The organism is Chitinophaga agri (assembly GCF_010093065.1).
GTDB lineage: Bacteria > Bacteroidota > Bacteroidia > Chitinophagales > Chitinophagaceae > Chitinophaga > Chitinophaga agri.
Window position 1 is genome coordinate 7,732,626 of the sequence record NZ_CP048113.1, and the last position, 15,798, is coordinate 7,748,423.

9 protein-coding genes are annotated in these 15,798 nt (G+C 47.5%); all 9 read left to right on the forward strand.

Translation table 11 applies throughout. The features are described from left to right. Positions 1-71 precede the first annotated feature (71 nt). The 9 genes from GWR21_RS30355 to GWR21_RS30395 all read left to right on the forward strand — a co-directional run bounded on the left by GWR21_RS30355 (position 72) and on the right by GWR21_RS30395 (position 15,640). Complete coding sequence (locus tag GWR21_RS30355; protein WP_162335440.1) at positions 72-4,211, forward strand: RHS repeat-associated core domain-containing protein; 4,140 nt, start codon at positions 72-74, stop codon at positions 4,209-4,211. Between the two features lie 19 nt (positions 4,212-4,230). Next, complete coding sequence (locus GWR21_RS30360; protein WP_162335441.1) at positions 4,231-4,836, forward strand: DUF416 family protein; 606 nt, start codon at positions 4,231-4,233, stop codon at positions 4,834-4,836. A gap of 160 nt (positions 4,837-4,996) precedes the next feature. Continuing rightward, positions 4,997-6,061 carry a zinc-dependent alcohol dehydrogenase gene (locus GWR21_RS30365; RefSeq protein ID WP_162335442.1) on the forward strand — a complete coding sequence of 355 codons (1,065 nt, stop codon included), beginning with the start codon at positions 4,997-4,999 and terminating at the stop codon, positions 6,059-6,061. Between the two features lie 143 nt (positions 6,062-6,204). After that, positions 6,205-8,364 (forward strand): glycoside hydrolase family protein, encoded by a 2,160-nt coding sequence (locus tag GWR21_RS30370; protein ID WP_162335443.1) that lies wholly within the window; start codon positions 6,205-6,207, stop codon positions 8,362-8,364. A 14-nt stretch (positions 8,365-8,378) separates the two neighbouring features. After that, positions 8,379-9,149: an SDR family oxidoreductase gene (locus GWR21_RS30375; protein ID WP_162335444.1), complete on the forward strand. Its 771-nt coding sequence runs from the start codon at positions 8,379-8,381 to the stop codon at positions 9,147-9,149. Positions 9,150-9,197: 48 nt separating this feature from the next. Further along, positions 9,198-9,734 carry a DUF4142 domain-containing protein gene (locus tag GWR21_RS30380; protein WP_162335445.1) on the forward strand — a complete coding sequence of 179 codons (537 nt, stop codon included), beginning with the start codon at positions 9,198-9,200 and terminating at the stop codon, positions 9,732-9,734. Positions 9,735-9,755: 21 nt separating this feature from the next. After that, entirely contained in the window at positions 9,756-10,406 is a 651-nt protein-coding gene (locus GWR21_RS30385) for an alpha-ketoglutarate-dependent dioxygenase AlkB family protein (RefSeq protein ID WP_202929017.1), read from the forward strand. Between the two features lie 432 nt (positions 10,407-10,838). Beyond that, on the forward strand, positions 10,839-13,853 hold the full coding sequence (locus tag GWR21_RS30390; protein ID WP_162335446.1) for a SusC/RagA family TonB-linked outer membrane protein: 3,015 nt from the start codon (positions 10,839-10,841) through the stop codon (positions 13,851-13,853). Between the two features lie 17 nt (positions 13,854-13,870). Then, positions 13,871-15,640 carry a RagB/SusD family nutrient uptake outer membrane protein gene (locus GWR21_RS30395; RefSeq protein WP_162335447.1) on the forward strand — a complete coding sequence of 590 codons (1,770 nt, stop codon included), beginning with the start codon at positions 13,871-13,873 and terminating at the stop codon, positions 15,638-15,640. Positions 15,641-15,798: the final 158 nt, after the last annotated feature.

The following is a 15,798-nucleotide window of genomic DNA, read 5'->3' on the forward strand; positions in this document are numbered from 1 at the left end:
TCTTACAATCGTTAGCCTGTCCTGACCCCATACCTGAAACCATATCGTTCAGCAACCCAAATAGTCACTGTATGTTGGTGAGTAATAAGCACTTCACACCTGTGATCGGACTTGACATCCACATTGTTATATTGTTCGGTTTCCCCATTCCGTTACCACACCCCTATATCGGGTTTGTGATGGATCCCATGGATTATATTCCCTTTGTTGGCGCTACTACAAAAGTAAACCATGTGCCCAGGGGGAAGAGTGATACTTCCGGTATCATCATCATTCTCTTTCATATTCCGATGGGCGGCCCATTCCTGCTGACGCCTATGATCGGACATGATTCCGTTAACTTCTTTGGCAGTAAAAAGGTGACGGTAGAAGGCAATCTCATGACCCCTGCCGGGCATATGCTGATGACCTGCAATGACATTGGTATTCCCCTGTCGTTACAGCCGGGAAAAAAGCTGAAGCCTATTCCCAGCATGTACCTGCCCACATCTTTTTCCATCCCGCTGTCATTTGGTAAACCTGTGATGGTAGGTGGCCCATATGTGCCTGACTGGTCGGGCGCTTTGCTGAACCTGGTAGCCTCCTTCGGATTCGGTGCATTGATGAAAGGTATCGGCAAACTGGGTAAGAAGGCATTAAAGCGGTTTAATCACGCATTACAGAAGAAGATAGGCAGCAATAAGCTCAGCTCCTTCCTTTGTAAAAAAGGATTTGAGCCGGTTGACCTGGTACAGGGTATCGTCATCTATGATGGTATTGACTTCACGTTACAGGGACCGATTCCACTGATATGGTCCCGTTCCTGGAATAGTGATAGTCCGCATACAGGCACGCTGGGACATGGCACGCATCTGCGGTATGATATGCAGGTACTGGAGTATCCGGAAGAGGATATAACAGCTGTATTGCTGGGGCATGGTCGTAGCGCCCTGTTCGGGCAACTTGCCTACGCCGGCGAGTCCGACTTCCACCGAAGTGAGAACCTCACATTAACACGGACAGATATTGACAGGTATGAGTTATTCGATCATCAGGAACGATTGCTGTATCTCTTCGAACAGCTACAGCCCGGAACGGGAAAATACCAGCTGCATGCTATAAAGAATGAGGCCGGCTTTGCAATCCGTTTCTTTTATGACCATAGTGCACGCCTTACTGCCATGACAGATAGTGCCGGCCGGCAACTGAAAATCAAAAACGACCTGAATGGCTGTATCACCGCAGTAACTGCCCACCACCGGGGGCAGCAACGCACGCTGATCAGCTACGCATATAATGCAGCGGGCGATCTGACGGCTATTACAGATGCAAATGGCGCTACCACCAGTATTGAGTACAGGGATCATCTCATGATAAAGAAAACGGATCGTGGCGGACAATCCTTTTACTGGGAGTATGACAACAGAAAACGTTGCGTACATACCTGGGGAGATGGCGGCCTGCTGGAAGGCTGGATCGCCTATCATCCGGAGGAGGGCTATAATGATGTGACTGATGCGCTGGGGAACACCACCCGCTATCATTACACGGCTGATTTCCTGGTGACACAGATCACTGACGCACTGGGTTATTCCCGTTTTTATGAATATACCGAAGACTTTGAGCTATACCGGGAGATTGATGAAGAAGGTACACTGAAAGGATATGTCTATGACGATAGAGGTAACTGTATAAAGGTAGATCAGCCAGATGGCAGCTCCTATACTTTTGCCTATGATGATACCGGAAGAATGCTCGTGTCTAAAGATCCACAGGGCAATACCCGCTCTTTTGTATATTACGAAGATGAAAAGAAAAAAGGATTATTACATACGGTAACCGATACCGCTACCAGTATGGTCACCTTCTACTACAATGAAAACAACCTGCTTAGTCATATTATCAATCATAAAAGACATAGGACACTGCTGGAATATGATGATGATCACAATCTATCTTTACTTGTCTCTCCTGATGGTGGTCGCTCCACCTGGGAATATGATAACTGGGGACAATGCATGATCACCCGTAATCCGCTGGGACAGGCCCGTTATTTTAAGTATGATGCACTGGGAAGGGTCACTGATCTGATACTGCCTGATGGCAATGAAATCAAGCTTCAATACAATGCGTATGAGGAAGTGATCTGGCTGAAAGATAAGCACCGGGAACTCCGTTTCGATTATACACCGATGGGGCGACTGAAACTGCGTGAGGAGAATGGTGTGAAACAACATTTTCTGTATAACAGGAATGAACAGCTGACGGCACTGATCAACGAGCATGGCGAAAAATATAGTTTTACCAGGAACAACCGGGGTGATATCATCGGGGAAACGGGATTTGATGGTCAGCAGAAACGGTATGAACTGGATGCTACCGGTAAGATCCTGAAGATGATCCGTCCGGGTAAACGCTGGTCGGACTATGAGTATGATGTCAACGGCAGACTGACACGTGCAGAGCATAGTGATGGCTGCTGGCAGACTTTTACCTACGACCGCAACGGACGCGTGATTGAAGCGGTGAATGAACACAGTACTGTGCGTATAGAACGTGATCCGATGGGGAATGTGCTGCGTGAGTGGCAGAATGGACATGTGGTTTCCGCTACTTACGACCGGCTCGGCCAGCGTAGTGGTATACAGAGCAGCCTGGGTGCTGATATCTCACTGGAGAGGAATATAATGGGACATGTCACTGCTACGCATGCAAGGATGGGAGAAAGTGAAGATCCCTGGGACGTATATATTCTGCGGAATCATCTCGGTATGGAAATAGAACGTAGCTTGCCGGGCGGTGTAAAAAGCAGCTGGATATTTGACGATGCGGGCATGCCCGCTGCACATTTTGTCGATAGTAACGCACGGGAAATGCGAAGAAGGCACTACCGCTGGGACGCGAATCATCAGCTGAAGCAGATCGTCGATGGTATCAGTAAAGGTGTCGTGAAATTCGGACAGGACGACTTTAGTAACCTGGCATGGGCCCAATATGAAGATGGTCAGTACGATTACCGGCTGCCGGATAAAGTAGGTAACCTCTACCGCAGTCAGTTGCGGAAGGATCGAAAATATGGCGCTGGCGGGCAACTACTGGAAGCTGCGAACGCACGGTTCATGTACGATGAAGAAGGGAACCTTACCCGGAAGATCGCAGCGGGAGGAAAGATATGGGAGTATGAATGGTATGGAACCGGTATGCTGAAGCAGGTGGTACGTCCGGATGGAAAGACGGTCGCATTTCGTTACGATGCGCTCGGCCGGCGTATTGAGAAAATATACCAGGATAAGATATTTCGTTTTGTGTGGGATAGTGATGTGTTGTTACACGAATGGTCTTACGCTGTGAAAGACCGCCCGGTGATCACGATTGATGAACTGGGGAACATACGGCAGGGAAGTCCGGAGCCAGTACCCCCGGAGACGCTGGTCACCTGGGTCTTTAATGAGGGTACTTTTGTACCGGCAGCACGTATTGCCGGTAATGAGCAATATTCGGTGATCACAGACCATCTTGGCACGCCCTGTGAAGTGTATGATGCACGGGGTGAGAGAGTCTGGAACTGTGAGCTGGACGTTTATGGCAATGTACGCCGGCTCACAGGAGACAAACAGCTGATACCATTCCGTTACCAGGGGCAGTATGATGATGCGGAGACCGGCTTGTATTATAACCGCTTCAGGTACTATAGTCCGGAAGAAGGGGGGTATATTAGTCAGGACCCCTCCGGATTAAACGGTGGTATGCGTCTGTATGGGTACGTGAATACTACCGATTATGTAGACCCGATGGGACTGATACCCGTGCCGCCACAGGGACCAGTTACACCACTAAAATCGCCGCCTACAGATGCGATGATGCGTGCCCGGGCAGATGAACTGGCAGAAATGTACGGCAGTAGTAAAGGCTGGAAGACGGTAGCAGTCGCACATGCAATAGATCCTAAAACCGGTGACCATTTTCTGGTTATCTCAGCCAGTGATAACCATCTGAGGCCAGTGATCAGGGAGGATGCCATTGACGCCAGTAAAGGAGAGATGCGTGCACATGGCAAAGGGCATGCGGAGGTCACGGCCATTAACTTTGCAGAAGGAAAAGGACTTAAAGTAGAGTCGGTCGCTGCCAGCCGTCCAATCTGTGGTAATTGTGAGGACTTCATTAAAAAGAAAGGTGTCCGCCCTGCGAGCGATCTGAAATCGGCTTTAACGGGAGCGAGTACCTGTAAATAAATCATTAATAAATTTCACCATGCTGGAAAATTTGGAAGAAACACTGGAAGCATTAGGAGAACAGGACCTCTCCCGCTATGCACTTGCCAATGCAGAATCTTTATGGATCACTTTCCGTGATGTATACGAAAACGAGTTTGATGGAGATGCTGCGCTGATCAATAAACATCTTGATAGTGCCTGGGCACTGGTAGATGCAGAAGACAGAACTGAAGCAGCGGAGATGGAGGAGGAAGTGAAGTCTCAGATCCCTGATCTGGATGACTATGATGAGGTCTATGCAACGGAATGGCGTTCCGCACATGCATCCGCTGCACAGAATGCTGTGATCAGTGTGTGGCAGGCAATTGCGAGTCTGCATAGTGGCGAAGGCGTCCAGAATGCCATTGAAACAGCCTCTATCACAGAGAGTACGATCGACCTGCTCATCAATACCAGGCAAAGTATTGTAGAGGGCGACAGCTTCGACTACGATGATGAGTTTGTAGAGAACCATCAGATGATGCAGGATGAGCTGGCACGCCAACAGGAGAGCATCGATGCACTGCAGGGGGACGATAAGGACATCCGGAAGTTCGTGCGGCCGTTGTCGCTGGATGCACTTGGCAGCATCACACCGGAATAATAGCAGAGATCATATACCATAACCCGGTACGACGGTTAAAAGCATCTGCCTATGGCGGATGCTTTTTTTATTGGTATGTATACCTCGGGATATAAGCCTGGGCATGCTATTACCATCATGGATTCTTTTTTGTAATTATTCCTTCAAAACAATATGCGTTATGGAGGATAATATGAAAGCAGCAGTCAAGAAAGCTGATGGAACCTTTGAGATGAAAGAGGTTGATACTCCCAGGATCACGCAGCCTGACTGGGTAGTCGCACGCGTTAAGGTGGCGGGTATCTGTGGAACTGATCTGCGCCACTGGAAGAAAAATGAGGAAGGTCTTACCGGTAAGATCATGGGGCATGAGCTGGCTGGTGAAGTGGTAGAGGTGGGTAGTAATGTTAAGCATGTAAAGCCGGGAGACCGCGTCGTTATTGAAACCTTACTGGGTGATGAGACCTGCGAATGGTGCCGTGTGCAACAGTATAATGTATGTCCGCATCTGTACGAGGTACGGATGAAAACGATCTCCCAGGCGTTTGCTCAGTATGTGGCAGGTCCCGCGAAGAAGTTTTATAAATTACCCGACAATGTCAGTTATGAAGAGGCCACATTACTGGATACGTTTTCCGTGGCACTGCATGCCCTGAAATTAAGTGAGCAAAAGATCAATGATAAAGTTGCCATTATCGGCGCGGGACCTATCGGACTGGGGCAGCTACAGCTGGCGAAGCTCGCGGGTGCAGACGTGATCATTACGGACGTGATCGATACCTCCCTGGAATTGGCGAAAGCATTAGGTGCGGATGCTGTTGTCAATACAAAAACAATGGATGGGTATAAGGAGGTAATGGCGTTTACAGGTGGCAGGGGAGCGGATGTTACCTTCGAATGTGCCGGTGGTCCTTCTATGCCTGTCACCTTACCACAGGCCGTTTCATTCACCAGGAGAGGAGGCAGGGTGGTGATCGTCGGTGGTTTCGATCCGGGTATTACCACAATAGGACTGGAATGGCAGCGTATCCAGATGTCTGAGATCCAGCTGATACCAAGTGCAAGTTATGCATTCTGGGACATCTATCCGGAGATGCAGATCTGCCTTGACCTGCTGGCGAAGGGGCAGATGAATGCAAAAAAAATGATCACACATACTTTCCCTATTGAACAGATCAATCAGGCATTTGAAGTAGCACAGGACAAAGAGAAGACCCACGCCGTGTTTGTTGCACTTACTGTATGATCATCAATTATCATAGGCATGTGTGTATCAGCGCCAACAACGCTGTATCCAAATGACCGCATAAGTGCGATATAGATAAGGATGGTACAAGGGAAAATTCCGGGAACATAATTTGCCACAGTTAAGGAAACCTTGTTTGTGATATGTCGGGAGCTATCTCAATATGGTCGGCTACAGCTGTAGATCAGTTAGGTATATTACTCACCGATCCGGTGTATAAAGTGACTATTCATGAGTTTGAGTTTTCGGTCTGTAAACAGGAAAATGCAGTATGGATCGTCGTGACAGGACCCGAGCAGGTGAAACTGATCTTCCGTACTGCCTATGCGCCGGATGGACTGGAAGTCACGCATAGCGAAAAGGTGAATGGTGGGTTCAGTCTCGACATCAAAGCCGGCATAGGTATATTTTCTGTGGCTGTCACATTTCCTGAGGAAGGACGCCCGCTATTACATTATACAGTAACATTTAAGCCCACGCAGGAGTTCTTCATACCCTACTGGCCAAAAGATATCGTGGTACCTGATGCAGCTGGTGAGGTTTATCTAAGTCAGATCGGTTTACGCTCAGGGTTCGTATATGCTGGTTTGAAAGCGCCCCGGGGCGGATCTTTTCTTTACATGCAGAACCTGTCTGCACTCTCAGACTATTGCGAATTAACAAAGACATCTGTTGGTGGAACAGTAAGCGGAGAGTGGCCTGAGATGGGCTTCTCACTACCTGCTGCTACAGAACATCCTTTGCCGGCAGACAGAGCGATCGTGATTTCAGACGCATGGGTGTCATTCAGCAAATATCTGCCTAAAGATCAGTTTGAGATTGCTAAACAATTTCTCTCGCACCTCGGATCAATATATCTGTATGTATCTAAGCCAAACGTACAGTATAATAACTATCCGGACATATTATCAGAGGCATTACATGATCTCGGATGTGATAAATGCTGGACACATCATGACGGCCATTCCTATCTGAAGGCATATGTGGGAGATAATGAAACACCTCCTGAAATTATGGTACAGCTGGCCGTATTGCTGCCTGTTCTCGATTATATACAGTGGAGTGGACAAAAGGTGTCGATCATGGACCGTATCCGGGACAATCTGGGCACATTCTGGAATGATGACCTGAAGACGATCATGCGCTGGTTGCCATCTCTTGAACACAAGCTTGACGAGTGTGAACCTCAAAAGACGCCACGTGTGATGGATTCATGGTACCTGTATCATCCGCTACTGAATTTATCGAGGCTGGCACTTGCAGGGGACAAAACTGCAGAAAAACTATTTATCAATTCACTTGGTTTCGCTATTCACGTAGCCCATCATTTTAACTATCGCTGGCCTGTATTTTATAACATGGAAACCCTGGAGGTGATCAGGGAGGAAACAGCCCCCGGAAAGGGGGGGGAAAAAGATGTGGCAGGGATATACACGCTTGTTATGTTGCAGGCCTGGGAACTCACCGGGGATGAGCAATATCTCGAAGAAGCCAGATCAGCTGCAACTACGCTCCGCGATTATGGGTTCCATATTTTCTACCAGGCGAATAATACTGCTTTTTCTGCTGGTGCGATGCTGCGCTTGTTTAAAGCAACAAAGGATGATCTGTACCTGGATCTTGCGTATCTGTGCATCGCTAATCTGTTTAAAAATATGGCCTTGTGGCAGGGTGAATATGGATACTGGAAGCACTTCCCGCTGTTCTTTGCATTATTCCCGCTCGACGACGCTCCTTATACAGCTGTGTATGAGGAACAGGAAGGATTTGCAGCCATACATGATTTTTTAAAACATGCACAGGGACTTGAATTGTTACCATGTGTGAATTTGTTGCTCGCGGAGTTTATTAAATATGCGGTGTCAAGATCCGTGTTCTATTATCCTCCTATGTTGCCGGACAAGATGCTCGCCAAGGAGGCAAAGACAGGGCACCTGGACCGGCACTTATGGATCGCGTTAGAAGATGTTCGTGATGGCTGGGAGCAGTCAGGTAGTGTAGGACAGGAAGTGTATGGCGCTGGACTCGCATTTGGCATCCTGCCCCGCCATGCCATACGATTAAAGAATGAATCGTTCATGATCTTCATAGACTATCCAGTTGCCGGTCAGCTGCAGGAAGGGAGGTCGCTTCATTTCAGGATACTGGGACATAAACTGCTGACCTGTAATATCCATGTTATTACAGCGAATGGTGAACTGTTACCAGCAGTAAATGTTCGCGCAGCAGAACAGGAAATAACAGCAGTTTCCCCTGGTAAATACATATTAAATGGTGATCAGCAGGTGACCATCACCTGGTAATAAAATTATACATTATGGAATCTACAGTAAACGAATATAGCAGTATGTTGCCTGTTTCCATTCATGGCAAGTCAGTTATTATCACGGGTGGCACTACCGGTATCGGGCGGGCTACGGCTGTCCTGATGGCTTTTCAGGGAGCCAATGTACTGATAGTCGGAGAAGATCCGGCCCATTTACAGGACACGATAAACAGCGTGCAGCATGAGCAGCTGGGTGGTAGTCTGACTGGGCTTACAGCGGACCTGGCGACAGAGGAGGGCGTCCAGCGATTATTCTCTGCAGCGGATAAACAGTTCGATAAGCTGGACGTATTTGTTAACAACGCCGCATTGGCTTATCAGGGTGTGGAAAGTGGCAATTACCAGGAATGGCAGAAGGTCATTAATACGAACCTCCTGGGCTACATCGCCTGTACACGGCATGCAGTGGAACGCATGAAGAAGCACCAGGAAGGACACATCGTGAATATCGGCTCAATGAGTGCAGATGTGCGTGAAAAGGACAGCTCCATCTATGTGGCTACCAAATCAGGCATACAGGGCTTTTCAGAAAGCCTGCGAAAGGAAGTGAATGAAGCGGGTATCAAGGTATCGCTGATCGAACCCGGTGCTGTTGGAACTGACATGCAGCCGGTCAGTCTGGAAGACCAGCGTAAAAAGGAAGAAAAATTAGAAATGCTGAAAGCAGAAGATATTGCTGCTGCCGTACTGTATATCGTTTCTCAACCCAAACGCTGCGATGTCGTAGATCTTAAAATAAGACCACATCTGCAGCTGATATAGTTAATAGAAAAGCTACACTGATTTATTCAATTTATCAATTTACTGTTCATGAAACATCTTAAATTTTTCCTCGCGGCAGGACTGACATTGTCTGCGCTCAGTTTTAATGCCTGTTCTGATGATGATGACGATGATAATCCATTGGTCACAAAAGAAGACAGAAATTTCATGACTGAAGCCGCCTATGGCAACTGGAGTGAAGTCGATATGGGTAAACTTGCAGACTCTCTTTCTAATGACGGGGGCGTAAAAATGTTCGGTCAGCACATGCAGGAGGACCATTCCAAGGCACAGGACGAGTTAAAGGGAATTGCTGATGGCTTTGATGTGGATCTGCCCGCTGCGCCTGACAGTGTTCACTTTGCTGCAAGGTTGTCAATGAAAGGCCTGCCTCCCGCTGCATTCGATACCGCCTATATAAAAGGACAGGTAAAGGACCATGAGAAAACGATCGCATTATTTGAGAATGCGGCCGCCAATGCCAACCGCCAGCAATTGCGGGACTACGCTAACAAGCATCTTCCTACCATTAAAATGCACAAGGAAATGGCCGACACAATGCTGGTCAGGCTGCTTGCCAGATAAATTGCTAAAAAATTTAGTATTATGTCTGATTTTAGTACCTTCGCTATCATGACACTGTTTGAGGATATTGACCTGTTTGATGAAGGAAGGAAACGGTTTACGGATTATCAGCTGCCGGATACGGAACTGAAGCTGTGGGAGCGGTTTTTTGAGAAGAAGGCTTCAGATGACTATTTTAAAGCGCTCAAAGCTGTCACTCCCTGGCAACAACGTACCCGCAAGATGTATGATAAGATCCTTCCTGATCCCCGCCTGACTGCCTTTTACGGCGGGCAGAACGGGCTGGAATGGACGCCCATGCTGCTGGATATAAAAGCAGCGGTAGAGATGGCATGTGGTATTACATTTAACCGGGTATTGTTGAATTATTACCGGGATGGTAATGACTCGGTATCCTGGCATAGCGATAACCCTTCTTCCAGCGGCCAGCATCATGCGATTGCCTCTGTGACCTTCGGGGAAACCCGTTTATTCAAGGTGAGGCATAAAGAGCGGAGGGATATATTACCACTTGATATTCCGCTGACGCATGGCAGTTTTCTGCTGATGGGAGAGACGATGCAGGCCTATTATGAGCATCATGTACCGAAGACGTCAAGAGAAGTGGGTGGTAGAATTAACCTGACATTCCGTATATCGGATACGGTGGAGAATACGAACTATGTGACATGAGAATTGATTGTAATTTCAGATAATCAAGGTGGCCATTGGTCACCTTTTTTCGTATCACCATAGCCAAACCCTTGCCTGTCAGGTAATTCTAAAAAAAGAGGCAGTGAAAAACACGTTGAATTAAAATAAACATAACTTTGAGTTAATAATGAATCTCCCAAAAGCGCCTTATACTTGCACCCGATTTGAAAACGATGCTGACTTATGGGGGATTTCTATACAAGCGATACAACAATTTTGATGCAACCGATGTTAAGCAAACATTGGTTAGCCAAAGAGCGATATTTTACAGGGGTAGCATTCCAGGAGACTATCAACCGGTCCACGTTGCGGGGTTTTGATGTATAAGACTATACAACTATGAGTGTCAATGACCGTCAGGTCGTTATTATTTAATACTTCTTTATTACATAAAGTATAATTGTAGATTGCATGAACAAGCAGTTTCTTTTAATGGTAGCGGTATGGCTTTCGGCCGTAAGCCCTTCCATGGCCAATGCGGCAGGTCATTTTGTATATGATCAGGTGACCCGCCAGGAACCAATCAGGGGAGTGGTGCTCGGTAGCGACGGTACGCCGATTCCAGGTGCTTCTGTAAAATCGCTGACTTCTAACAAGGGGACAACGACCAATGAGCGGGGAGAATTTACCCTGCAGGCAGCAGCAGGAGATAAACTGGTTATCACCTTTATCGGTTACACCCGTCAGGAAGTGACCGCTACCAGCACTCCTATGCGTATCACTTTGACCGGTAGCAACAGCCAGCTGGGTGAAGTAGTGGTAGTAGGTTATGGTAGCCAGACAAAAGCTGACGTAACGGGTGCGCTGACCCAGCTGAAAGCTGATAATATTAAACAGGGCGTAACTGTTTCTGTCGATAACATGCTGCAGGGTAAAGTATCAGGTGTACGTATCGCGCAATCCAGCGGTGAACCAGGCGCCGGTGTGGATGTGTTCATCCGTGGCGTGGGCTCTATCCGTAGTGGTAGTACGCCGCTCTTCGTAGTGGACGGTATTCCCTTAAGTAATGATAACGTAAGTGCAGGTGGTACTGACTTCGGTCTGGGTTCTTCTGAGCCTAAAAACCCGCTGAACTTCCTGAACACCAGTGATATTGAAACCATCACCGTACTGAAAGACGCTTCTGCAGCGGCTATCTATGGTGCAAGAGGTTCCAACGGTGTAGTGCTGATCACTACCAAACGTGGTAGCAAAGGCGCTTCCACATTGACTTATGACACTTACCTGGGTACTTCCAAGGTGATCAAAAAACTGGACGTACTGAATGCTGATGAATATCGCAAAGCGATCAAGGACCCGGCATATGACCACGGTAGTAACACGGACTGGCAGGACGTGATCTATCGTAATGCTTTTGTACAGAACCACAACCTGTCATTTGCGAAAACAACCAACACGGGTAGCTACATGGCGTCCCTGTCTCACATGGACCAGGATGGTATCGTTGAAACAAGTTCCTTCAAAAGAACCACGGCAAGGCTGAATGCAGAAGAGTCTTTCTTTGATGACAGACGCCTGGTGGTGAAAGTGAACCTGACTGCCAGTAATATCGACGAAACCGGTATCCCTAACGGTAATACTGCCGGTTCTGATGGTCAGCTGATCATTCACGCACTGATGGCAAATCCTACCCGTTCAGTATTTGATTCACTGGGTAACTATACCAACTTCAACATGAATGCTCACTATAACCCGGCTTATCTGCTGAGCATTTATAAGGATAAGACCAATACCTTCCGTGTGCTGGGTAACGTTGAAGCGGCCTTCAGACTGGCGAAAGGTTTGAACTATCGCTTAAACTATGGTATTGATAAATCCAATTCTGAGCGTAACTCCACTATCTGGCCAAATATTACGGACAGAACTCCACTGGGTGCTTACGTACAGAATAACCTGCAGTCATATACCACACTGCTCGACCAATACCTGACCTATAACAAATCATTCAACAAGCACTCACTGGAACTACTGGGTGGTTTCTCCTATCAGCAGTTTAAATTCGCTGGTACGGCCTTCGGTATGCAGAATATCGCTAAACAGGGACAGGGTGTTGATCCTGAATACAACCCTGGTTACGCCGGTACGCCGATCGTTCCAAGTGGTTTCGCACAGGAGAATGAATTACAGTCTTACTTCGGTCGTGTAAATTATAACTACGATAACCGTTACCTGGTAACCGCTTCCCTTCGTGCAGATGGTTCCACCCGTTTCGGTGAAAGCAAAAAATATGGTTACTTCCCATCCTTCGCTTTAGGCTGGACGCTGTCCCAGGAGGGTTTCATGAAAGATATCAGCGCTATTCAGAACTTAAAACTGAGAGCCAGCTGGGGGCAGACCGGTAACCAGGAAGTACCTAACAAGATCACCCAGGCGAGCTACTCACTGGCTACAACAGCGGGTTATTACCTGAACGATGATATGAAGATCGTGAACGGAGTACTCGTTAACCGTACCGCTAACCCGAACCTGAAATGGGAAATGGTGGAACAGTATAACATCGGTGTGGACTTCGACCTGTTTAAAGGTAAATTATATGGTTCACTGGAGTACTATAATAAGACGACCAAAGACCCTATCCTGAACATTCCTTCTGGTCCGCTGAGCCCGACCACTACCGTTTGGAAGAACGTAGACGCGAGCATCGTGAACAAAGGTTTCGAGTTCATGCTGGGTACTACCCTGATCCGTACCAAAGACTTCACCTGGTCACTGGATGTGAACGGTTCTACTGTGGCGAATACTATCAAAGACCTGCCGGTTTCTGAACTGTATTCCGGTAGCATCTCCGGCCCTGGTCTCTCTGGCGTAAACGCTAACATCTATAAGAATGGCTACGAAGCAGGTTCATTCTTCATGCTGAAACACCTGGGTTATGATAAGGATGGTAAAGATATCTTCCAGGACAGGAACAACGATGGCGTTATCAACGCTGCTGACCGCCAGATCTTCGAAGGTGCTATTCCTAACTTTAACTTCGGTCTGAACAGCCAGCTGCGCTACAAGAAATTCGACCTGGCACTGGCCGTGATCGGACAAACTGGTGGCTACCTGGTAAACAATACTGCACTGGACCTGAACATCAACAGCCTTGCATCTGACCGCAACGTACTGAGAAAATTCTATGAAGCAGGTGCAAATCCAGCTAACTCTGTGCAGTTGTCTACACTCTACCTCGAGAAATCTGACTTCGTACGTTTAAGCAGCCTGCGCCTCGGTTATACATTCCAGTTTGATCGCCTCGCATGGTTAAAATCAGCTAATCTTTATGTAAGTGGTTCAAACCTGCTCACCCTCACCGGTTACTCTGGTTATGATCCGCTGGTGAACACTACCAAAACTGTTGGTGGTAACCAGTCCCTGGGTATCGATTACACCACTTATCCGGCTGCAAAAGCATTCCTGGTAGGTGCAACTGTTAAATTTTAAGCGATAAGAATCCGATCATGAAAAAGAAATCATTCAAAATATATAAATACGCCTGTATCGCACTGACCGCCGCAATGGTAGGTGTAGGTTGTACCGACCTGAAAGAGCAGGTGATCGACGAGGTACTGGGTTCCAATAACTCTAATCCTGAAAACGCGCTGGCAGCCGCATACGGCCAGATGGGCGATGCAACGTTCGTTGACCACGGTAACGTATTCGCTTTACAGGAATATTCTACCGACGAAGCTATCCTGCCTACCCGTGGTAGTGACTGGGGGGATGGTGGTGTATGGCGTGCTATACACGAATTTACCTGGGCACCGGATAACTCTGTAGTGAACAATACCTGGAACAACCTGAATGCAGGTATTACCAAGTCCCTGACTGCTATCGGTACTATTGAGAGCAGACCAGACTTCACCAACAAGAAGCTGTTCCTGGCAGAAGCAAAAGCGATGCTGGCCTTCTATACGTTCCATACACTGGACCTGTACGGACAGGCTCCTTACCGTGATCCGTCAAACGTGAATGCGCCGGTAACGGTTAGAAAAGCAGCTACTGCTATCGATGAGCTGATCAAAGAAGTAGAAGCCCTGGTGCCTGATCTGGCTAACCTGAAAGAACAGGGCACGCACAATGGTCGTTTCACCAAACAGGCCGCTTATGCGCTGCTGGCTGACATGTACCTGAACCGTGCGGTATTCAAAGATCGCTACGCTGCTACCTTCAATTTTAAAGAAGCGGCTGTAAGCGGCACCGGTACTGATATGGACAAAGTGATTGAATACACTTCCCTGCTGATTAATAATAATCAGTTCTCCCTGGAAAGTAACTATTTCAAGAACTTTGATATGGATAACGCTGGTCGTCCTGAGCTGATCTTTGTAGTGACGCAGATCAAGAATACACTCCGTAACAGCGATAACGACTTCGCTTATATGTCTATGGAGAGAAACCAGAAGCCTTCTCCTAGTAACAGGGGAACCAATGCTTCCTGTATCACTCCCCAGTTTTACGATACATGGGACGGTAACCATGACGATCCGCGTTTCTCCCGTCACTACAGATATTCAGACGGTACATGGTTCATGAACGATGGTACTGACGTTAGCGTACCTGCTACCAGCATCGTACCTAACAGTGCACAGTTACCATGGTTCCACTTTAACCGCGGCTTGCAGGTAGGTCAGCAGTATGGTCCTAAACTGGTATCAAATACTGCGTTCGAAATGACCGCCGATGGTCGTATCAAGGTAAGTAAACTTTTCTGCGAAAAGAATACTACTTTGGCGATGGACTTCACACCGGCACTGGTGTTTGACAATCCTGCACAGGCTATCTTCACACAGGCACAGATCAACCAGGGTGTTCGTTGTTTCAAATTTGAATTCGATCCGGAAAGAGATAACGGTTCCAGCAATGTTGACATTCCGTTATACCGTCTGGGTGGTATCTACTGTATGAGAGCAGAAGCTTACTTCCGTAACGGTCAGACTGCCCTGGCACTGGCTGATGTAAATAAACTGCGTACCAGCAGAACCCGTGAAGAGCTGTATGCCAGCGCTCCTGGTAAGGAACTGACTGCCCTGACTGAACAGTCACTGTATAATGAAACCGGTTTCGAAATGTACTGGGAAATGTACAGAAGGAAGGCGGCTATCCGTTTCGGTAAGTTCGACCTGGCAGGTACTGCAAAGAAAGCATCTGAACCTTACAGAAGAATATTTCCGATCCCACAGTCTGCGATGGATGCTTCCAAGACATTCACGCAGAATGATAAATACTGATCACGTTTTTCTTTTAACACACACTGAGAACAAAGGCCCGTCATTGTATGGCGGGCTTTTTCTTTTTTATTAATATTAGTCCTCTAAAATATACTTATGGACGCCCAGTCACCCCGGCCTACATCATTCACCGCTGCAGCAGTGCTTGCCCAACTAGA